At 34.1% G+C, this 20,886-nt stretch carries 20 protein-coding genes, 1 tRNA gene and 1 pseudogene; 15 read left to right on the forward strand and 7 right to left on the reverse strand.

From position 1 onward, the window contains the following. Positions 1 to 41 precede the first annotated feature (41 nt). From cccA to BFG57_RS04570, 3 genes are all read left to right on the forward strand, one after another. Positions 42 to 392: a cytochrome c550 gene (gene cccA, locus BFG57_RS04560; RefSeq protein ID WP_069716291.1), complete on the forward strand. Its 351-nt coding sequence runs from the start codon at positions 42 to 44 to the stop codon at positions 390 to 392. 195 nt (positions 393 to 587) lie between these two features. After that, positions 588 to 1,292, forward strand: a complete 705-nt coding sequence (locus BFG57_RS04565; protein ID WP_069716292.1) for a tRNA (adenine(22)-N(1))-methyltransferase — start codon at positions 588 to 590, stop codon at positions 1,290 to 1,292. 1 nt (position 1,293) lies between these two features. Then, the gene (locus BFG57_RS04570; protein ID WP_069716293.1) at positions 1,294 to 2,415 is read left to right on the forward strand and encodes a Nif3-like dinuclear metal center hexameric protein; all 1,122 of its coding nucleotides are present in this window, start codon (positions 1,294 to 1,296) and stop codon (positions 2,413 to 2,415) included. A 166-nt stretch (positions 2,416 to 2,581) separates the two neighbouring features. On the opposite strand, the gene BFG57_RS04575 is transcribed toward BFG57_RS04570, so the two are convergent. Continuing rightward, on the reverse strand, positions 2,582 to 3,529 hold the full coding sequence (locus BFG57_RS04575; RefSeq protein WP_069716294.1) for a 4-hydroxy-3-methylbut-2-enyl diphosphate reductase: 948 nt from the start codon (positions 3,527 to 3,529) through the stop codon (positions 2,582 to 2,584). A gap of 355 nt (positions 3,530 to 3,884) precedes the next feature. Continuing rightward, complete coding sequence (gene vrrA, locus BFG57_RS04580) at positions 3,885 to 4,682, reverse strand: VrrA/YqfQ family protein (protein WP_069716295.1); 798 nt, start codon at positions 4,680 to 4,682, stop codon at positions 3,885 to 3,887. A gap of 441 nt (positions 4,683 to 5,123) precedes the next feature. Between vrrA and BFG57_RS04585 the strand changes: the two genes are divergently transcribed. Together BFG57_RS04585 and BFG57_RS04590 are read left to right on the forward strand one after the other, a co-directional pair. Continuing rightward, a complete protein-coding gene (locus tag BFG57_RS04585) occupies positions 5,124 to 6,440 on the forward strand; it encodes a DEAD/DEAH box helicase (protein WP_069716296.1) in 1,317 nt (438 codons plus the stop codon). A 100-nt stretch (positions 6,441 to 6,540) separates the two neighbouring features. Beyond that, a complete protein-coding gene (locus BFG57_RS04590) occupies positions 6,541 to 7,434 on the forward strand; it encodes a deoxyribonuclease IV (RefSeq protein ID WP_069716297.1) in 894 nt (297 codons plus the stop codon). A gap of 347 nt (positions 7,435 to 7,781) precedes the next feature. Here the strand turns inward: BFG57_RS04590 and BFG57_RS04595 are convergent, their stop codons facing one another. Continuing rightward, complete coding sequence (locus BFG57_RS04595) at positions 7,782 to 8,045, reverse strand: DUF2624 family protein (protein WP_069716298.1); 264 nt, start codon at positions 8,043 to 8,045, stop codon at positions 7,782 to 7,784. Between the two features lie 378 nt (positions 8,046 to 8,423). Here BFG57_RS04595 and BFG57_RS04600 point away from each other — a divergent pair, with 378 nt between their 5' ends. The 5 genes from BFG57_RS04600 (at position 8,424) to BFG57_RS04620 (ending at position 12,658) form a co-directional block, all read left to right on the forward strand. Further along, on the forward strand, positions 8,424 to 9,308 hold the full coding sequence (locus BFG57_RS04600) for a YitT family protein (RefSeq protein ID WP_069716299.1): 885 nt from the start codon (positions 8,424 to 8,426) through the stop codon (positions 9,306 to 9,308). Positions 9,309 to 9,648: 340 nt separating this feature from the next. Continuing rightward, the gene (locus BFG57_RS04605) at positions 9,649 to 10,368 is read left to right on the forward strand and encodes a lytic transglycosylase domain-containing protein (RefSeq protein ID WP_069716300.1); all 720 of its coding nucleotides are present in this window, start codon (positions 9,649 to 9,651) and stop codon (positions 10,366 to 10,368) included. Between the two features lie 258 nt (positions 10,369 to 10,626). Next, positions 10,627 to 11,400 carry a metal ABC transporter ATP-binding protein gene (locus BFG57_RS04610; RefSeq protein WP_175428269.1) on the forward strand — a complete coding sequence of 258 codons (774 nt, stop codon included), beginning with the start codon at positions 10,627 to 10,629 and terminating at the stop codon, positions 11,398 to 11,400. Next, positions 11,393 to 12,223, forward strand: a complete 831-nt coding sequence (locus BFG57_RS04615) for a metal ABC transporter permease (protein WP_069716301.1) — start codon at positions 11,393 to 11,395, stop codon at positions 12,221 to 12,223. Before BFG57_RS04610 ends, BFG57_RS04615 begins: the two co-directional genes overlap by 8 nt. A 21-nt stretch (positions 12,224 to 12,244) precedes the next feature. Beyond that, positions 12,245 to 12,658: a Fur family transcriptional regulator gene (locus BFG57_RS04620; protein ID WP_069716302.1), complete on the forward strand. Its 414-nt coding sequence runs from the start codon at positions 12,245 to 12,247 to the stop codon at positions 12,656 to 12,658. Between the two features lie 206 nt (positions 12,659 to 12,864). On the opposite strand, the gene BFG57_RS04625 is transcribed toward BFG57_RS04620, so the two are convergent. Continuing rightward, positions 12,865 to 13,443, reverse strand: coding sequence for a hypothetical protein (locus BFG57_RS04625; protein WP_069716303.1), 579 nt, complete (start codon positions 13,441 to 13,443; stop codon positions 12,865 to 12,867). Positions 13,444 to 13,577: 134 nt separating this feature from the next. Between BFG57_RS04625 and BFG57_RS04630 the strand changes: the two genes are divergently transcribed. Then, complete coding sequence (locus BFG57_RS04630; protein ID WP_245676703.1) at positions 13,578 to 13,961, forward strand: DUF4190 domain-containing protein; 384 nt, start codon at positions 13,578 to 13,580, stop codon at positions 13,959 to 13,961. Between the two features lie 96 nt (positions 13,962 to 14,057). Here the strand turns inward: BFG57_RS04630 and ispG are convergent, their stop codons facing one another. Together ispG and BFG57_RS04640 are read right to left on the reverse strand one after the other, a co-directional pair. Continuing rightward, positions 14,058 to 15,158 (reverse strand): flavodoxin-dependent (E)-4-hydroxy-3-methylbut-2-enyl-diphosphate synthase, encoded by a 1,101-nt coding sequence (gene ispG, locus BFG57_RS04635; protein ID WP_069716304.1) that lies wholly within the window; start codon positions 15,156 to 15,158, stop codon positions 14,058 to 14,060. 130 nt (positions 15,159 to 15,288) lie between these two features. Then, a complete protein-coding gene (locus BFG57_RS04640) occupies positions 15,289 to 15,612 on the reverse strand; it encodes a hypothetical protein (protein WP_069716305.1) in 324 nt (107 codons plus the stop codon). A gap of 971 nt (positions 15,613 to 16,583) precedes the next feature. Here BFG57_RS04640 and BFG57_RS19580 point away from each other — a divergent pair. Both BFG57_RS19580 and BFG57_RS19585 read left to right on the forward strand, forming a co-directional pair. Beyond that, positions 16,584 to 16,724, forward strand: a pseudogene (locus tag BFG57_RS19580) (HAMP domain-containing protein); the annotation flags it as partial. Between the two features lie 21 nt (positions 16,725 to 16,745). Further along, the gene (locus BFG57_RS19585) at positions 16,746 to 17,687 is read left to right on the forward strand and encodes a methyl-accepting chemotaxis protein (RefSeq protein WP_425388471.1); all 942 of its coding nucleotides are present in this window, start codon (positions 16,746 to 16,748) and stop codon (positions 17,685 to 17,687) included. Positions 17,688 to 17,946: 259 nt separating this feature from the next. Here BFG57_RS19585 and BFG57_RS04650 read toward each other — a convergent pair whose 3' ends face one another. Next, positions 17,947 to 18,714 carry a DUF1189 domain-containing protein gene (locus BFG57_RS04650; RefSeq protein WP_069716306.1) on the reverse strand — a complete coding sequence of 256 codons (768 nt, stop codon included), beginning with the start codon at positions 18,712 to 18,714 and terminating at the stop codon, positions 17,947 to 17,949. Positions 18,715 to 18,964: 250 nt separating this feature from the next. Here BFG57_RS04650 and BFG57_RS04655 point away from each other — a divergent pair, with 250 nt between their 5' ends. Both BFG57_RS04655 and BFG57_RS04660 read left to right on the forward strand, forming a co-directional pair. Next, positions 18,965 to 20,593: a Na/Pi cotransporter family protein gene (locus tag BFG57_RS04655; protein WP_175428270.1), complete on the forward strand. Its 1,629-nt coding sequence runs from the start codon at positions 18,965 to 18,967 to the stop codon at positions 20,591 to 20,593. Positions 20,594 to 20,814: 221 nt separating this feature from the next. Continuing rightward, a tRNA-Asn gene (locus tag BFG57_RS04660) sits at positions 20,815 to 20,886 on the forward strand.

A 20,886-nucleotide genomic window follows, 5' to 3' on the forward strand; every position in this document is an offset into this window, starting at 1 on the left:
GAATTTAAAGGGAATGGATGTTTACATAAGGAGGAAAGAGAATGAATCGTAACCCAATTGTTCCTTACTTAATCACGATGGCTCTTGGTATTATTCTTATCATTGGTTTGTCTGGATACGGATTAAGTAACCCACCTGGTGAAGGTGGAGAAGCAGCTGAAGAACAAGCAACACCTTCAAACCCAGAAGAAATTTATGCTGCATCATGTGTATCATGTCACGGTAATGACCTTGAAGGCGGAGTAGGTCCTGCATTAGTAGATGTTGGTAGCCGTTTATCTGCTGATGAGATTAAAGGTGTTATTGAAAATGGACAAGGTAGCATGCCTGGCGGCCTTGCACAAGGAGAAGCAGCGACGATGCTTGCTGAATGGCTTGCTGAGAAAAAATAATCGTACAATAAAAAAGCTTTTTGTCTCTTTTTGGACAAAAAGCTTTTTTATGTAGTTAAGTAATGTATAGAAACAAATATATATAATGAATGCTTTCTTAACATTTATAGTATGAAGGAACATTTTGCAAACCTTCATTTATACTTATATGATAGTGATAGTAGAAAAAAAGAAAAAATAGTGATGGTGAAAAAAATGAATGAGATGCAATTATCAATGAGATTACGAACAGTAGCAGAAGAAATACCTAAAAATACAGTGGTGGCTGATATTGGTTCTGATCACGCTTATTTACCTTGTTATGCTTATTTGAATAACATGATTAAAGGTGCAATTGCTGGAGAGGTAAATGATGGCCCATTGAAATCAGCTGTAAACCAAGTCAAACGTTGTGGAATAACTGATCATATTTCTGTTCGCAAGGGTAATGGTTTGGCAGTAATCGAACCGAATGAAGTGGAAGTTGTAATTATTGCTGGAATGGGTGGCCAATTAATATCGAACATCTTAAATGAAGGTAAAGATAAGTTAAAAGGTGTACAGCGTTTAATTTTACAACCTAATGTTGGTTCAAGATTTGTGAGACTATGGCTAAGACAAAATGGTTGGACTTTGATTAGAGAGCAAATCCTAGAAGAAGACGATAAGATATATGAAATTTTAACTGCTGAAAAAGGCGAGGATAAAGAACTATATAAAAAAAATGAGGAAGCTATGTTATTGTTTGGTCCACTATTATTAAAAGAGAAGCATCCAGCTTTCCGAAAAAAATGGGCTCATGAGCTTGAAAATTGGAAAAGAATTATGAAACAAATGGAAGATGCTGATGAAAGTGACACACTTCTAGAAAGAAAAAATAACATTAATAAGAAGATTCAATTAGCTGAGGGGGTTCTTTAAAGTGAAGAAACTTGCGAGTGCACAAGAAATCATTCAAGCTTTCGAACAATTTTCTCCAAAGTCATTAGCTGTTGAAGGAGATAAAATAGGTTTGCAAGTAGGAACATTAAACAAAAGGGTTCGTAAAGTAATGGTAGCTTTAGATGTGTTAGATGAGGTAGTCGATGAAGCAATTGAAGAAGGTGTCGATTTAATCATTGCTCATCACCCTCTTATCTTCCGTCCTATTAAGAAGCTAATTATTGACCAAGGGCAAGGTAAAATTATAACAAAATTAATCAAGCATGATATTGCAGTATACGCAGCGCATACGAATCTTGATGTAACAAATGGTGGAGTCAATGACCTAATGGCGGATGCATTAGGACTTATTGATACAGAGGTACTAGTTCCAACCTATGAAGATGAACTTAAGAAGTTTATTGTCTTTGTGCCTGAAGATCATGCGCAAATTATTCGTGAGGTACTAGGAACAGCTGGGGCAGGACATATCGGCAATTATAGTCATTGTACATACAATACAAATGGTATGGGTACATTTTTGCCTGGTGAACAAACCGACCCGTTTATAGGAACAAAAGGAAAAATTGAAGAAGTTAATGAAGTGAAAATTGAAACGATTGTTCCACGCTCAAAAATTAAAGCAGTTGTGTCAGCTATGTTGAAAGCACATCCTTATGAAGAGCCGGCATATGATATTTTACCTCTTGAAAATAAAGGTCAGGTGCTTGGATTAGGTCGAATTGGGTTATTACAAGAGCCTATGACATTAAGTGATTTTGCTAAACATGTAAAACAATCATTTGATGTAAAGGGAGTAAGAGTTGTCGGTTCGTTAGATTCAATAGTGAAAAAAGTTGCTGTTCTCGGTGGAGATGGTAATAAATATTGGCAGTCAGCGAAATTTAAAGGTGCTGATGTATATGTGACAGGTGATATGTATTACCATGTTGCCCACGACGCGATGATGGAGAATCTTAATATTGTAGACCCTGGACATAATGTAGAAAAGGTTATGAAAGAAGGCGTTCGCAATATTCTACAAACATTTATTGAAGAGAAAAAATATGAGACACTCATTACTACATCGAAGTTGAATACTGATCCGTTTCAATTTGTATAAAATTTTGCTTACGTTCAGTTAGCATATGAAAAACTACCGAAGTCCTTATATCTATAGGAGGTTCGGTAGTTTCTTTAAAATGTATAGAAAATTATATATGTCTAATTTGTGATGGTTTCATTTATGCTTGATGTATGAAAGTGGTATTACTCTAAATTAAAGAATTTCATGATTTTTTTTGTTTAATTTTAGGTAATATTTTATTTAATGACACTTTATGTTCAGTACCCCATGTTGTTTCATCTTCTAAATCAAATTGCTCTATAAATTTGATAACTTCTTTCGTGATAGGTGTTGGAGTGGATGCTCCAGCTGTCACAGCAACTTTTTTTGCATCTTTTAACCATTCTAAGTTCAGTTCACTTATATCTGCAATTCGATATGCAGGTGTACCTGCAATTTCTCTAGATACTTGAGCAAGTCGGTTTGAGTTATTGCTTCTAGGATCACCAACAACTAGTGTTACATCAGCTTGTTTTGCTTGCTCCGCTACAGCCTCTTGTCTTACTTGTGTGGCCATACAAATTTCTCGATGGAATTGAGCATGTGGATATTTTTTTATTATTTCTTCTACTAAGTCTTGTACGTCCCATTGGCTCATAGTTGTTTGATTAGTAATAATTAGTTTACTAGAATTAAGTTCTAATGAGGCAACGTCCTCGATATTCGAGACAAGGTGCACGATATCAGGAGCAACTCCGATCGCTCCTTCTGGTTCAGGGTGACCTTTTTTACCTATATAAATAACTTCATATCCTTCTTGTTCTTTCTGGCGAATTAAATCGTGTGTATTCGTAACGTCAGGACAAGTTGCATCAAGAACAGTGAGTCCCTTTTCATGTGCGCGCTTTTTCACTTCAGGAGAGACTCCGTGTGCAGTCAGAATGATTGTCCCTTCATTAATTTCATCTAATAAGTCAAGTCGACTCTTCCCGTCGAGTGTAATAATACCTTCCTCTTCAAACGCTTCAGTAACATGTGAATTGTGGACAATCATTCCTAATATATAAATTGGACGTGGTAATGTTTTATCTAAAGCTGCATTACGAGCAATAACCATCGCATCAACAACCCCGTAACAGTAACCGCGGGGTGCTATCTTAATCACTTCCATTAAAGTTCCTCCTCTACCTTCCACTTATATCTCTTCATCTATTTCCTACGATTGAGTTTTGTTATTCAAGCTAAGGGTTTTGTTTATGATGAATTAATGTGAAAAGATAAGCTTACAATAATTTCATTATAAAGGAGAGTGATGTGGAATTCAAAGTTAACACCAGTCAATAGATTAAAAAAGTTATCTCATCTTAACTGGTGTATAAACGAACTCTTTAATACTTATCAAAACTGATTAAGCATTAAAGAGGAAGCATTCTATATAAACTTTTAATTATGTGACGACGTTAATTTTATGAATTGATGAAATTAGCGTTGATTATGAACTAAGCTGTTTCGATATAAAGATAAGGTTATATATATAACTTTGGCTGCGATGATTTCGTTTTTATTTCTTTTTTAGGTGGGGGCGTTCCAATTGTAGTTAAATCCAAAGTATCATCTGCTATTTCTTCTTGTGGTTCATCTTTAATGTCGTCTTTTTTTACAGATATACTAGCAGGAGTGTCAGATGGTTGCGCTGGTTTAATAATTTCGTCTGTTTCAGTCGTTTCTTCAGCTTCTTCATTTGTTTCAAGCTCAGTTGTCGTTTCTTCTTCGTTTTCATTAGATGATTCGTCGGTTACATCATCACTATTTGACAATTCTTGATATAGCTTGATCATTGATGGAATATTTCTAACCATCGGACCATATTGCTGAACCATCGGGCCAACAGATTGTGCCATTTTTAATCCTCGTTGCAAATTGCCAAGTATTCCTGAAAAGCCTGAAAGTCCTGATGGATTAGCAACACCTTGTGCTGCTTGCATACCAGGTATTCCTTGCATACCAGGTATTCCTTGCATTCCACTCATTGCTGCTTGACCTGCATTACCAAAATTACCTAAACGGCTAAACCCACCAAAGCCTCCAAGATTATTTAAGTTTCCCATAGGAGTTGCGTTACCTAAATTACTCATATTGCCCATATTTCCCAAATTTCTTGCTCCGCCACCAAATATTCGGGACAATATTCCGCCTCCTCTCCCCATTCCAGCAGCACCTGGGAAATTTCCAGGTGGTAAAGATGGAGGAATAGGTCGTTGGAAAAATGAGAACGGTGACGGTGTTGGTGTAGGAGTTGGGGGCATCTGTGGAAATCCGAACATGTTAAAAGACCTCCCTTATCGTAGAGTGATGAAAATTCACTATTAATTTCTACTAACAAAGTATGAGTAAAAAAATTATTGGTGTAATATCTTTATAAAATGGATAAATGCCCATATAAAATTATAGAAAATAAAGTTTTCAGCAATAATTAAAATTAAGATAATGTTTTTGTTATACATCTTGATATATGCGAAATAAATAGGAGTGTGAACGTAGTTGAAATGAATTGGTAATAGACATTTTTTCGCTTATAATTAAAACGAAGAGTAGACTTAGACTGTTTTAAACAAGTATAATGAAGTTTTGAACGAGCAACCGCGGCAAAGTAAGGTGAAATTGCTTTTTATAAAGTCAAACTTCCATCAATACAGTTGTTTAATTTTCTATAAAAGGTTAGTTTGACAAGTAATGAATGAGTATAGAATGAAGGAGAAGAATATATGAAAACAACTCAATTTGAACGATTTTCTTTTAAACCGTTTATTATAGATGCAATTAAGGAATTAGGCTTTTATCAGCCAACTGACATTCAAGAACGTATTATTCCGAGTATTATAAATGGTGAGAGTGCAGTAGGACAAGCTCAGACTGGTACTGGTAAAACTCATGCATATTTATTACCTATTTTTGAAAAAGTGAACCCAAGTATTCAAGAAGTGCAGACGATTATAACTGCTCCTACAAGGGAATTGGCTACACAAATTTTTCATGAAGCGCGAAAGATTGCAGCTCATTTTCCTGAAGAGGAACAAGTATCTGTAAGGTGTTATGTAGGTGGTACTGATAAGAATAAGGCGATAGATAAGTTATCAAAACAACCACAAATCGTTATTGGTACACCTGGAAGAATTAATGATTTAGTTCGAGAACAAGCATTGCTAGTTCATACCGCAACGATGATTGTAGTGGATGAGGCTGATATGATGTTAGATATGGGTTTTATTCATGATGTGGATGAGATTGCATCACGCTTGGCAGATAAGTTACAAATGCTCGTGTTTTCGGCTACAGTGCCAGAGAAATTGAAGCCGTTTATGAAAAAATATATGTCCAATCCACGTTTTTTCCAAGTAGAAGCTGATCAACCTACTCCGAAAAAAATAACTCATTATCTTGTACCTTTACGACATCGTAATGAATTGGAAACAATTCATGAGTTAGCAGTTATGTCGAATCCGTATTTGATGATAATTTTTGCAAATACGAAGAAGAAGGCAGATGAAATTGCTGATTATTTACTTGGTGAAGGTTTAAACGTCGGAAGACTACATGGTGATTTGAACCCTCGTGAGCGAAAAAATGTGATGAAAAAAATTCGAAATGCCCAATACCAATATGTTGTAGCTACAGATCTTGCTGCTCGTGGAATTGATATTCAAGGAGTTAGCCATGTATTGAATGCCAACATTCCACATCATGATTTAAGCTTCTATATTCATCGTGTTGGACGTTCTGCTCGTGCAGAGTTCTCTGGAGAGGCAATTACACTCTATGAAGCAAGAGATGAAGATGCATTAAATAAGCTTGAAAAAATGGGTGTTAGCTTCAAACATGTTGATTTCCGTAATCAAGAATGGATTGATCTTGGTCCACGAAATAAGCGGAAAAAGCGTGAACGTGGAGAAGATGAAATCGAAAAAACTGCTCAAAAAATCGTTGCAAAATCGAAGAAAGTAAAACCTGGTTATAAGAAAAAGAGAAAACGCCAAGTAGATCAGATGAAGAGGAAAATGAAGAGAAACCAAAGGAATAAGTAGAAAAAAATCTTCAAAGATTTCTTTTATCGTTATCTTTGATCTTTTGGGAAACTTCTGTCTAAGAGAACAATTCCGTAGGGGAAAGGGAGATGGATGTAATATGAAAATAGGTTCACATGTATCAATGAATGGCAAGAAAATGCTTCTAGGTGCTAGTGAAGAAGCTGTTTCTTATGGTGCTTCTACATTTATGATTTATACTGGTGCTCCTCAAAACACAAGGCGAAAGCCAATTGAAGAGTTGAATATTGAAGCGGGTCATGCCCATATGAAAGAGCATGGTATCGAAGAGATTATTGTGCATGCACCATATATAATTAACATCGCAAATACAATTAAACCTGAAACGTTTGAATTAGGTGTGCGCTTCTTACGCTCAGAGATTGAAAGAACTGATGCGCTTGGTGCAAAGCAAATTGTACTTCATCCTGGAGCACATGTTGGGGCAGGGGCTGACGCAGGTATAGCTAAGATCATTGAAGGATTAAATGAGGTACTTACAAAAGAACAAAATGTTCAAATTGCACTTGAAACAATGGCTGGTAAAGGTAGTGAATGTGGGAGAACGTTTGATGAGCTTGCAAAAATTATCGACGGTGTATCACTTAATGATAAATTATCAGTATGCTTTGATACGTGTCATACTCATGATGCTGGTTATGATCTCGTAAACGATTTCGATGGGGTATTAAACGAATTCGATAAAATTATCGGATTAGACCGATTAAAAGTACTGCATGTGAATGATAGTAAAAATGAACGTGGTGCAAGCAAAGACCGTCATGAGAATATTGGTTTCGGTCATATCGGTTTTCAAACAATAAGCAAGGTTGTCCATCATGAACAATTAATAAATGTACCAAAAATATTAGAAACACCTTATGTAGGTGAAGATAAGAAAGACAAAAAACCTCCATATAAATTTGAAATTAATATGCTTATGGAACAATCGTTTGATGAAAATTTATTAAATAAAATAAAAAACGAACAATAACCACTTAGGTTATTGTTCATATTTGGAAGAACACCTTAATTATAAATGAGGTGTTCTTCTTAATATCTTACGAGTGAATTGAAGCGAAAACTATGATTTCTAAACAAAATCAAATGATTAAGTTAGTGGAAATCTCTCTTACATGTTAGCATTATTATTCTACGAGTTAGCTGATGCTTTGACAGCGACTTAAATTAAGCATAGTCTACAATGTTTAAGTGGTAGAGTTACCATTGTGGTAACAGGTGTCAGTATTTGTGTAATTAGACCAACTTAACCATTAGGGCAAAATCTTCAGTTTCTTTGAAGTTAAGTTTAGTGTTTGGTGATATTCTAAGTAAGTTACATTATAGAATAGACTGGAGTTGCGTTAAAAGTTTTTCTGCTTTATTTGCTGCATCAGCACTAACAATATTTCTGATTTTATCAAGTAGTTTGTTCAGTTTAGCTTCATCATAAATGTTGATTTGTTCTTTTTTTACGAGCGACAAAATGTTCTCGGCTTCTTTTTTACTAATAGAAATATCATATTGATTAGCATATTGAATGAGTTCCTGTGTTGTTAGTTGTTTTACCTTTTGATTTACAAGTGTTTGGAGAAAGGGGTTCATCAAATCATCTCCTATCATTTTAATAAAATAATTAAAGGCTTATCCTTTAAAGGTGATAAGCTAAAAATATAGAAGTATTAAAAACGACCATGTACATAGATAAACGGAATTTTGTATAGCATATGGGAGTTTGCATCAAGTCGTGCTTGTATATGATTAAATGTTTGGGCAATTAATTAAATAAAATATGGTATCTATGAGGATGGTAAAGGACGGTAAGGTTTTATAATATTCTGGGAGGGTATATGACAATAGGATGGAGCTATTAATTAGACGTATGAACTCTCCTATGTAAAAGGTGAGTAATTAAATTTTGAGTCAAATGTAATCAGCACTTAATTGCATATAGAATGATTGTATAGTGTTTAGGGAGGAAATATGGCGAAGAAACAGCATAAGAAGGAAAGCATTCCACATTTATTATATCGATTGTTACTTATAACCGTAGGAGCGGCTTTAGCTGCAATATCAATTGAGCTTTTTCTAGTTCCTAATCAAATCATTGACGGTGGAATAATTGGTGTTTCAATTATTTTAAATTATTTAATTGGAGAAACATCTAGGCTTATTAGTTTTGGAACATTAGTTGTTGTATTAAACTTACCATTTATGTATTTTGGTTATAAACAAATTGGGAAAACGTTTGTATTATCTTCCATATACGGGATTATTGCATTGGCTGTCATTGAAAGTTTCCTTCATCATGTAGAGCCATTTGACTTAAGTCAGCCTATATTAGCTGCTGTGTTTGGTGGTTTAATTCTTGGTATTGGTGTTGGGCTTGTTATCCGTCATGGTGGATCGATGGATGGAACAGAAATCTTAGGGATATTACTTACAAAGAGACTTCCATTCTCTGTTGGTGAGTTTGTGATGTTCATGAATATATTTATTTTTGGTTGGGCAGCGTTTGTATTTGGGCTAGAACAAGCTTTATTCTCGATAATGGCATATTATATTGCATTTAAGACAATTGATACTGTCATTCAAGGACTGGATGAGACTAAGGCTGTTATCATCGTATCTGACCGCTATGAGGAAGTTTCAGATGCTATTCTTGATCGATTAGGTCGTGGTACAACAAAGCTGAAAGGAAAAGGTGGGTATACAGATGAAGAAAAAGAAGTAATTTATGCTGTTATTACTCGTCTGGAAGTAACGAAGTTAAAGTCTGTTGTTCATGATATAGATCCTAGAGCCTTTATTACGATTATGAATACACAAGAAACAAAAGGTGCTAAGTTTAAATCACCAATCCATTAATTTGAAAAAAGAGGCGGCTCATGACGAGATTTGCTTCCTTTTTTTGGTTTTTAATATGGATAACTATGAGTAATCGTGCTTTAAATGAATAAAGTATTAATATATATGAAGTGAAATAACTTACTGAATTGGAATGAATATACTTCGAAATTCAAATGGATAGCTAGCAAGATTGAGGAATAGAGGATAAAGTGAAGGCATTAGTAGAAATCAGGTACTTTTCCCCTATCTATATCATGTCAATCCTCTAATATTCCTTTTAAAAGGAGTATATATGCCTTGCGAAACTGTATAATCTCCGATAGAATCATCGCTATGAGTTCGAAAGGAGTGACAGTAGATGAAAAATTTCATCAATCGTCCAAGATATATGTTTATGTCTCTAGTCATTATAGGAGCATGTATGGTAATTGCGATTCAAAGTTATTATGAACATAAATTAGCTATTCTCGAAAAAGATATATCTGATCTTGAAGAGAAAACAATTACTTATCGTGATGCTATAAAGCAAACTAAAAGTGAAGAGAATGAGAGAAATCAAGGGATTGCCACATACAAAGAATGGGAAGAAGCAGAACAATTAGCTGATCATTTTGTAGAGAAAAGTGACGGGAAGTTTAAAGAAGAATGGGCTTTGTTTATGATTAATGAAGCTAAAAAAGAAAATGTAGATCCATCTATTGTATATGAGTTACTCGCTGTTGAAACTGGTGAGCGATTTGATCCAACTCTACAAGGTCCAGATACAGTATATGGACGAGCCTACGGCTTAGCACAATTTATGAAAAATACAGCTCCATGGATAGCAGATATGGCAGGGCTTGAGTATGAGGATGAATTATTGTTTAATCCATATTATTCAATTCAGTTGTCTATAACTTATTTGAATTTCTTACATGAACGTTATGACGGTGATTGGGATCAAGCTTTAACTGCTTATAACAGAGGGATTTATGGTTTGGAAGAGTATATTGAGGAAAATGGACATGCTCAAAGTGGGTATGCAAAAAAAATCCAAAACAATGCAAAAGAAAATGAACTTATTGCATTTAATGAATAAAAAGAAGTTGTGTGTTTAATCACACAACTTCTTTTTATACTTTGTTAATTTGCTAATAGATTACTATTTGAAATATAAGGAATTCGCTTATATTTTTAGGGAATGTAAGATATTCGCTTTTTTTAACTAAATAGTAATGAGTAGTCATTATATGAAGTTTCAATTGAAGTTAATTTACAAATGTCTATCTGTTTAGTATACTGAATAACGAGTTAAATCGTAATGATTACAAATTAAGATGTGGATTTAGGTGATATAATGAGTAAACCAGTATTAAATATAGAACACCTCTATTTTAAATATGAAAAACAAGATGTGTTGGAAGATATAACTTTGAAAATGCCAAAAGGTGCATTTTTAGGTTTGGTAGGACCGAATGGTTCAGGTAAATCAACGTTAATTAAGTTAATTTTAGGTTTACAAAAATCACGTAAAGGAAAAATAGAGTTGTTTGGCACACCGATTCAAAAATTTAAAGACTGGGACAAAGTAGGTTTTGTTTCACAAAAGGCTAACAGTTTCAATACAGGTTTTCCGGCAACTGTTTTTGAGGTTGTCTCAATGGGATTAGTGTCAAAACTAGGATTCTTTCGATTTATGAGAAAACAAGAGAAGGATAAAATCTATGAAGCTATTGAAGCTGTCGGTATGTTGGAGTACGCATCCAAAAATATTGGAGAGCTCTCAGGAGGGCAACAACAGCGTGTATTTATCGCGCGAGCACTTGTAAGTGAACCAGAATTACTTATTTTAGACGAGCCAACAGTTGGAGTAGATGCGAAAAACGTGAATGTATTCTATGGAATGCTTGAAGAGCTTAATCGAAAAAAAGGAATCAGCTTACTGTTGATTACACATGACATTGGTACAATTACGGATAAAGTCACTCATGTTGCTTGTTTAAACAGACATCTTCATTTTCATGGTGAAACAGAAGATTTTGAAAAACTTGGTGATGAAAATATGTCTCAAATTTATGGACATTCACTTCAAGTATTAACACATAATCATGGAGGACATGCACATGATTGAAGGCTTCTTTAAGTATGAGTTTCTACAAAATGCAGTTCTTACAGGATTAATGATAGGTTTTATTGCGCCATTATTAGGTGTCTTTATCGTAGTTCGTCGTTTATCGTTAATCGCTGATGCTCTGTCACATATTACGCTTGCAGGAATTTCATTAAGTATGTTATTAGAAAAAAAGTTAGGATTAACAATTTTAAACCCAGTATATTTTGGGATGATCTTTTCAGTTCTTGGTTCATTGTTTATAGAAAAATTACGTAAGGTGTACAAACATTATGAAGAACTTGCAATTCCGATTATATTATCTGGTGGAATCGGATTAAGTGTCATTTTTATATCACTTGCAGAGGGTTTTAATGCTGACTTATTCAGTTATTTATTCGGAAGTGTTACTGCTGTTAGTCGTGCAGATTTATGGATGATAATGGTCATTACAATAATTGTTGTTTTGACAGTCATTTTATTTTACAAAGAACTATTTACCGTTTCTTTTGACGAAGAACATGCAATTGCATCAGGAATAAAAACAAAAGCAGTACATTCAATTATCATTGTAGTAGTTGCACTTGTAATTGCAGCCTCAATGCGAATTGTTGGAATTTTACTTGTGTCTTCACTGATGACACTTCCAGTTGCAGCATCTATTCGCGTGGCAAAAGGATTTAAACAAACGATTTTTCTTTCTATTATTTTTGGAGAATTAGCAGTTATGGGTGGCTTAGTTGGAGCTTATTATCTTAATTTAGCTCCAGGTGGAACAATTGTCATTTTGGCTGTATTCATTCTTATTGGTGCTATAGTGTGGAGACGTATTCGGCATACTTAATTCGCGTGGGAGGGGAATGGGTTGAAGTTAGAATATGCGTTAGAAATGTTGAAGAACGAAGGGTATAAATACACAATTAAGCGTGAGGAAATGTTGCGTTTTTTTGTTGGTAATAATAGATATATTAGAGCGAAGGATGTACTAGATGGGATGAAGATGAAATATCCAAATTTGAGCTTTGATACAATTTATCGAAATTTATCTTTGTTTGCAGATTTGGAGATTTTAGAGGAAACTGAATTGGAAGGGGAAAAGCATTTTCGAATTAAATGTGCAACAGATGATCATCACCATCATTTTATTTGCATGGAATGTGGAATGACTGCTCAAATTAATGCTTGCCCTATGGAAAGAGTACAACATCAGCTTGGAAATGTTGCGATAACTGGACATAAATTCGAAGTATATGGTAAATGTCAGAAATGCCAATTATGATGAGTGACCTATGTGGAATTATAAGATAAGCCAACAATCATTGCTAAACAGCTGTGATTATTGGCTTTTTGTTTTGATTATTTTTTATTCATTGAGCTTAAATTATAATCGTAAATCTTTACTAATCGTTTAACCTGATATTGTGTTTAACTTTTGAATACTTTTAATTAATTGCAAATAGGAATTTTGTGAATTAATTAAAATTATTAAGAGTTCTCTCCTTTAAATAATTGATTGACACGGTATTTAGCTTCTCCCCAATTAGAAACTCTAATTACGTTTTTGGGAATTGGACTACGATTATAAGGTGTATCAAATAAAATAACTGGAATATTACATGCTTCGCTAATATCTACAGCGTTGTCATGTTTATCCTCAAAAAAAATTTCAACGTTATGTTGCTTTGTTGCAGCAATTTTATCGTGTTGTCCAATTAATTCAATATGGTCAAAATTAATGTGATGCCTGTTAAACCAGTCTTTTGTTATATCAAGTAAGTAGTCCCCTCTTGCACTAATAAAGAAGAACTCGTGGGTGTGTTCCCATTCGTGAAGAACTTGAAGTGCTCCTTCTGCAAGAGGAGAGTGTGAGTATATATAGTGCTCATTTTCCTCAAACCATTTTGCGATTCTTTCTGGAGGTTCTTGTAATACTGGAACTAAATTATATTCCGTAATATCATCTAACGTTAGTGATTTGTTAAAATCTTTATTTAAATATGGAACAAAAGTACTTGGACATGTTACTGTTCCATCAATATCAATACCCATACGAAGTCCATTCATCTATAAACACCTCTTTGTCAAGATATGATGTATTGTAACATATTTAGATTGGATACAAAGATTTGTCACTAATAAAAATAAGCGAAAGCCTTAAACTATAAATGCTCCTCAATATAAGAAAGTGAGGGATTCGAGTGACAGACGATAATAAACAAAATCGACATTACAATAAAGAAGAAGTAATGAAAGCAGCGGAGCATGAGTATTCAGAAGAAATGGCAACCGAGGTTGCGGCTCCGAGAGTAGATATCGTAGGTCGGAATGGAGCAGATTCAATTGATTCTCGGGAAGTGAGAAACAATGAGAATGTTGATGAATCAAGCGGTAGAGGTATGGGGATGTTCGGTTTGGTTCTATCTGTATTATCATTATTCTTCCTTCCGGTCATCTTGGGTGCCGCAGGAATCATTGTTGGCTTTGTTGCACGAAGAAGAGGAGCTGTAAGTCTTGGAGCATGGGCAATTGGGGTTGGCGCAGCATCTATCGTTGTCTCATTATTTGTAGCACCTTTTTTTTAACTTAATGAGATATATGTGAAGATCGGGATGAATTACACAATAATTCTTGCTGTTATTAGGCAATATAAAAACACAGAAAGCTTGACGATATTTTCGTCAAGCTTTCTGTGTTTCTTCCTGTTTTCTATATTCTTCAGCAATTTTATCAATTTCTTTCTTAAGTTCTTCGACCATAGTTTCTTCTGGTACTTTCCTTACAATTTCACCGTGTCGGAACAATAAACCTTCACCACGGGCTCCAGCAATTCCAATATCAGCTTCTCGTGCTTCACCAGGTCCGTTTACTGCACATCCGAGTACAGCAACTTTGATTGGTGCTTTAATTGTTGAGATATATTCCTCAACTTCATTTGCGATGCTTATTAAGTCGATTTCTATTCTCCCACAAGTTGGGCAAGAGATTAATGTTGCAGCATTCGCTGCTAAGCCGAATGACTTTAGTAATTCTCTAGCAACTTTTACTTCTTCTACAGGATCAGCACTCAAAGAGATACGAACTGTATTTCCAATCCCTTGACTTAATATAGCACCAAGACCTGCTGCACTTTTAACAGTTCCAGCAAATAGGGTGCCGGATTCTGTAATTCCTAAGTGTAATGGATAATCGAAAGCACGAGCTGCTTTTTCATAAGCTTCAATTGCTAAATTGACGTCAGAAGCTTTTAATGACACGATGATATCGTGAAAATCAAGGTCTTCAAGAATTTTAATATGATGTAGCGCACTTTCGACCATGCCATCTGCCGTCGGATAACCATATTTATTTAAAATTCTTTTTTCTAATGAACCAGCATTTACACCGATTCGAATTGGAACGCCTTTTTCTTTTGCAGCATTTACTACTGCTTCAACTTTCTCACGTTTACCAATATTTCCAGGGTTTATGCGGATTTTATCAGCTCCACCTTCAATAGCTTTTAATGCTAATTTGTAGTCAAAGTGGATATCGACAACAAGTGGGATATTAATTCTCTTTTTAATATCTGCAATTGCATTAGCAGCACGTTCATCAGGACAAGCTACACGAACGATTTGACAACCTGCTTCTTCAAGTCGATTGATTTCAGCAACAGTTGCTTCAACATCATGTGTTTTAGTCGTTGTCATACTTTGAATGACAACATGATTATTACCACCGATCGTTAAGTTTCCGACTTTGACCGGTCGTGTCTTTGTGCGATGCACAAGCTCTTTCATATTACAATCGCTCCTTTGATCACTTTTCCTTGAGCAGTGTTGTTTTCATTCCAACATTTATTATAAAGGTTATTTACAAGTTTTAGTAGTGAAACTTATCTTCCTTTACAGTCTAACACAGTTCTTTCTGTTATGGGGATTTGATGTCTTGGTATAGTGGTATATAATAACTTTCTCCAATCTTCATAGTAGTTGGTGTGGCATTGGAATTATAGGTTTCAAAGTCATGAATAAGTGTTTCAATTGAAACGGGGATTTTCCCATCATGTAAGGTTTCTATTAAAGAAAGTAAAGTATCACCTTGTTTAACAGTAATTTCTGTAGCATGTATGTTTGTATCAGTAGTATCTGCTTTATATTCAGTTGTAGCGCTATGAAGAGTTCCCATAGTTAAATCAGCATAGACACAGTATAGAATAAAGGTTGCTAACAAACTTAGCATAATACGCTTCATACTAATTCCTCCAACATACTTTTTTTACATTGTATGCTTGTCCATTTTATTCATTAATAAAAAATAATAAATGCTGGATAAATTCCAATTAATTGAGACTAATGTTCAATCCTTTGTTAAACAGTGTTAATTTTTATTTTTTAAAGCTAATCAGCTGCTCCGAATGTATTGAGTTGGATTATATTTCATGTTGTACCTTTTATTTCTTAATAAAATGTTTATGTCGAATTTACACTGTATTAACACTAATTTGTCATACTCTGAGGTGAATAGCTCTTAGGGGGATTAGTGTGAAACGTTTATTGAATAGGAAGAAGGAACAGATAAATAACAGGTCAAATAACGCTTTCAGGTTTATTAAGCGAGCGAGATTGACGAATATAATGAGGGAAAAACTACTTGTAAATATTAGTTTGCAACAGCGTCTTTTTATACTATTTATAACTCTACTCGTTGTCTCATTAAGTACAGTTGGTTACGTTTCATATTCAAAATCAAAAACACTGACAATGAAAATCATTGAAAATAGGTTAGAAAGAGAAGTCGATACAACGGCAGAAATTGCAGGTAATTTAATGTTTGCATATGCTGGTGACATTGAAGAGTTTGAAAAAAGACTCAATCGTAGAGTTATACAAACACAATCTTCACAACTAATTCAAGATGGACTAAAGGCAGACTTCTTCCTTGTTCAAGAAGGAGAAGCAACTCCATTTCAAATAAGTGCATCCTCGACGATCAAATTTTCTACAGACGATTTGAAGGATGTAATGAAAATCGAAGACGGGGTTTTACATACAACAATAGATAATGAAGAATATACATTGGCATTTAAACGTATTCAAGAGTTACGTGGAATTTATTTATTAGCAGTTCCAACAGATAGCTATATGGGACCTATAAATCAACTAGGTCAATTTAATGTTTTGGTTGTTGGTATAAGCGTTATCATTGCCAGTCTAATGATAGTGATGTTAGTTCGTAGTATTACAAAACCTCTTACTGCGCTAAGGGATGTTATGAGGAAGGTAAGAAACGGTGATTTGAGTCAACACATTGATATTACAACCTCTACACCTGAAGTTACATCATTAATTAAAAGTTTTAATTTAATGATGAAACAAATGTCAATAATGATTTTAAGGTTAAATGACACAACTGATGAGTTGGAACATACTGGACAAGACTTACGTCATGCATCTAATATCGCTCAGGAATACAACGAACAGTTAACAGAAGCAATTAGGGTTGTGAAGCAAGGAGCTGCAATCACTGCAACTCGATCTGATCAAAATACATTTACATTTGGTGAAATGAAAGAACAAATTCAAAATGTGTTGGTTAATATGGAGGGGTTATTTTCGAGCGCTTCAAAAATAAATATATCTGCTGAAAAGGGTGAAGGCAGGATGGCAGAAATGATTAATACAATGGATAAATTTGAACGAGATTTCACTGATATGGCAAAAACTGTTGAAGAAGTTAAAAAACATTCTTTATCTATTGCAAATGTCATTGATGTCATTAATGCTATTGCTGAACAAACAAAATTACTGTCTCTTAATGCTGCTATAGAAGCTGCGCGAGCTGGTGAAGCTGGAAAAGGGTTTTCGGTTGTTGCACAAGAAGTACGCAAGCTTGCTGAGCAATCGTCAGATGCAACTACAGAAATTTCTAATTCAATTCAAATAATGGAAGATATTTCATTGGAAGCTTCAAATCAATTTCAGGAAATGTTATATGGAATATCCCACCATATAGAAGTTGCAGAAACATCAAAATACTCATTTGATGACCTTATGAATGAAATTAATGGGATGAACGGAGATTTACAATTAATTGAAAGTGAAGTTCAATCACTGCAAAAAATATTACCTGTTATTGAAAAATCTGTCGTTAGTTTCTCTTCCGTTTCACAGGAGACTTTGGCAAGTGCTGAAGAGATGCAATCTGTTTCAAAAGATCAAGTTCGTCAAATGGATAATAGTCATAAAATTGGGTTGAAATTATTGGAATTATCAGATTCGATATCAAAGTTAACAAAAGAGTTTCAGCTAAAAAAGTTAACCGTATAATTGTAGAAATAATATACTTTCATCAATGAGCAAGTAGTTCCCGCATCTCCATCGATCACTAGTTATATTTATTAATATTACAAAGGGAGGAAGTTTTTACATTCAAAAAGTTACATAACTAGAGAAGGTTAAATGATATTTTTCATAGAACGATAAAAAAGACATTGATTTTATTTCCCTCATCATGGGAAAATCAATGTCTTTTTTATAATATGTAATACTGTCAAGTTGTAAAATTAATGCTTCGTGATCTACTTTATCATGTGCGCTTTTTCGGAACACCATTGATTACTTTCATTAAGCAGTAGATAGCTAACAACCAATAGAAAAGAAAACCTGATGGGATCATAATTTGAAATGCAAGGCTTAAAGAAAATATACTCGTTGGTATCGTAATTGCATACACTGACATCCTCCACAGTTGACTGTAATTAAGGTACCTGTACATCCATTTCTTTAAAGCTAAACCGATAAAGGCGAGTATACAAATATCAATGAATTTTAAAGCTGTAAAATAAAGGTACATAATTATGAATAAAAAAGGTGTAATGATAAACAACCATTGTTTTACTTTATTAATCAAATCGATAAATTCTACTTTTGTCATTGTTTCTGGTAAAAGCATATCATATTCAAACTTTTGTAATTTTTCATTTCGAACATAGATGACTTCATTTGGAAGAAGGGCTACAGCATTCTCATATTTTAAAATGTCTTTGGGATGAATATTACCTGTTGTGTCAAAAATATATGTATTCGAATCATGTTCTTGAATAATTGCCTCATCCATATCGGATATTAGTATGCCATTTTCGAAGTGGAAGTCTGGTGTGTCTTCGATAAATTCATTAGTTGTGTAATTAATGATATTGTTTACCTCGAAAAACATTATGAGACCAATTGGTAAGGAGGTTAAAAACATCATGAAGAACACAAATCCAATTGTTTTACCTATAGATTGGAATCGAAATAGTGCAGTTTTTTTGAGTGCGTGAAAGCATTGGAAGAATGTTTTAATAAGATTCATAAATCGTTGCACGTCCTTATCTAATAAAAAATAATTTCAATTCATAATACAAGATAATTGTAGCTAAGAAAGTATAAAACAACAAATAGATAAATAATTAATTTATATGATATGTAAAGGAAAATTAACTCAATGTAAATTCTGTGTAAATTTATTAAGAAGGTGGTTTACAAAAGAGATGATAATAATCAATAATAGTGAAGGTTATTGATGAAGTTTGTCGAAAACATTAGATGAGGGGTTGTAAATTTTGGAATTTGATATTCAAAAAATGATTTTTGAGTTTGTAGGAGGCTTAGGGATCTTTCTCTTCGGTATTAAGTATATGGGAGAAGGTCTTCAGAAGTCTGCAGGGGATAAGTTAAGAGATATCCTTGATAAGTTTACGACAAATCCAGTTATGGGGGTACTTGCTGGTGCCATTGTAACGGTTTTAATACAATCTAGTTCAGGTACTACAGTACTTACGGTTGGATTAGTAAGTGCTGGTTTCATGACGTTGAGACAAGCAATTGGGGTTATCATGGGAGCAAATATTGGTACGACTGTAACTGCGTTTATAATTGGGATTGAGATTAAAGAATATGCTCTACCAATTTTAGCTGCTGGTGCAGTATTGCTATTTTTCTTCAAAAATAAAAAAGTACATTACATTGGGCAAGTTCTCTTTGGATTTGGTGGATTATTCTATGGATTAAGCTTAATGAGTTCTGGAATGAAACCATTACGCTCATTAGAGGCTTTCCAAGAATTAACCGTTTCAATGAGTGACAATCCTTTATTAGGTGTAGTGATTGGTACTGCATTTACAGTAATTGTTCAAAGTTCTAGTGCAACAATTGGTATTTTGCAGGAGTTATTTGGTCAAGGTGCAATAAATCTACAAGCATCACTTCCAGTATTATTTGGAGATAACATTGGTACAACAATTACTGCGGTACTAGCTTCTATTGGTGCTTCAGTTGCAGCTCGCCGTGCAGCTCTAACTCATGTTATTTTCAATTTAATTGGAACGACAATTTTCTTAGTAATATTAAGGTTCTATACGGTATTTATAGATTGGATTAGAATAGAGTGGGATTTAAACCCACAGATGACGATAGCATTTGCACATGGAATCTTTAATACAACAAATACACTTATTCAACTACCATTCGTTGCGTTGCTTGCTGCACTTGTGACAAAACTTATTCCTGGTAAAGATACAACAGTTGAATTTAAAGCAAAACACCTAGATCCAATTTTCATTCAACAATCACCATCTTTGGCTTTAGATCAAGCTAAGGAAGAAGTGTTACGCATGGGTGAATTTGCAGTTAAAGGATTAGAAGAATCTCGTTTATACATGCAGACAAAACAACAAAAACATGCAGAATTGGTTTTCCAATATGAAGATGCGATAAATAACTTAGATAGAAAAATTACTGATTACTTAATAGATTTATCAGCAAGTGAACTATCAGATGCGGATTCTGAAAAACATTCTATGTTAATGGATACGGTTCGTGATATCGAACGTATTGGTGATCATTTTGAAAATATTGTTGAGTTGATTGAGTATCAATTATCCAATAAAGTAAAAATGACTGATTCAGCAATGCAAGATTTAAGTGAAATGTCTGAGTTAACCATTTCAACGTTGAAGGAAGCGATTCAAGCACTTCAAAATCATGATAAAGCAGCAGCTCGTTCAACTGTTGAGAAAGAAGACAAAATCGACAAAATGGAGCGCTCATTACGTAAGAAACATATTTTACGTGTCAATGAAGGTCAATGTTCTGGTCAAGAAGGCATGGTGTTTGTTGATATCGTTAGTAACTTGGAACGTGTTGGCGATCATGCGGTTAATATTGCAGAAGCGGTAATTGGTGAAGCATAATTTAACTATTAAGAGCAAAGAGCATATTGCATATATGCTACTTTGCTCTTTTATATTTGGATAACTATGTGAGAAATTTATAGTATTGATATTTTTTTGTGGAAAAAGTATTGTCAAAAATAAAAAACCATGATATATTATTTCTTGTGTCGTTGGTAAGAAAAAAACAGCTTGACAGATTTAAATATCAGTGATATATTAAATCTTGTCGTTATAATTATTCCACAGTAGCTCAGTGGTAGAGCTATCGGCTGTTAACCGATCGGTCGTAGGTTCGAATCCTACCTGTGGAG

Origin of the sequence: Bacillus solimangrovi (assembly GCF_001742425.1) — a bacterium.
In the GTDB taxonomy this organism is placed as follows: domain Bacteria; phylum Bacillota; class Bacilli; order Bacillales; family Bacillaceae_N; genus Bacillus_AV; species Bacillus_AV solimangrovi.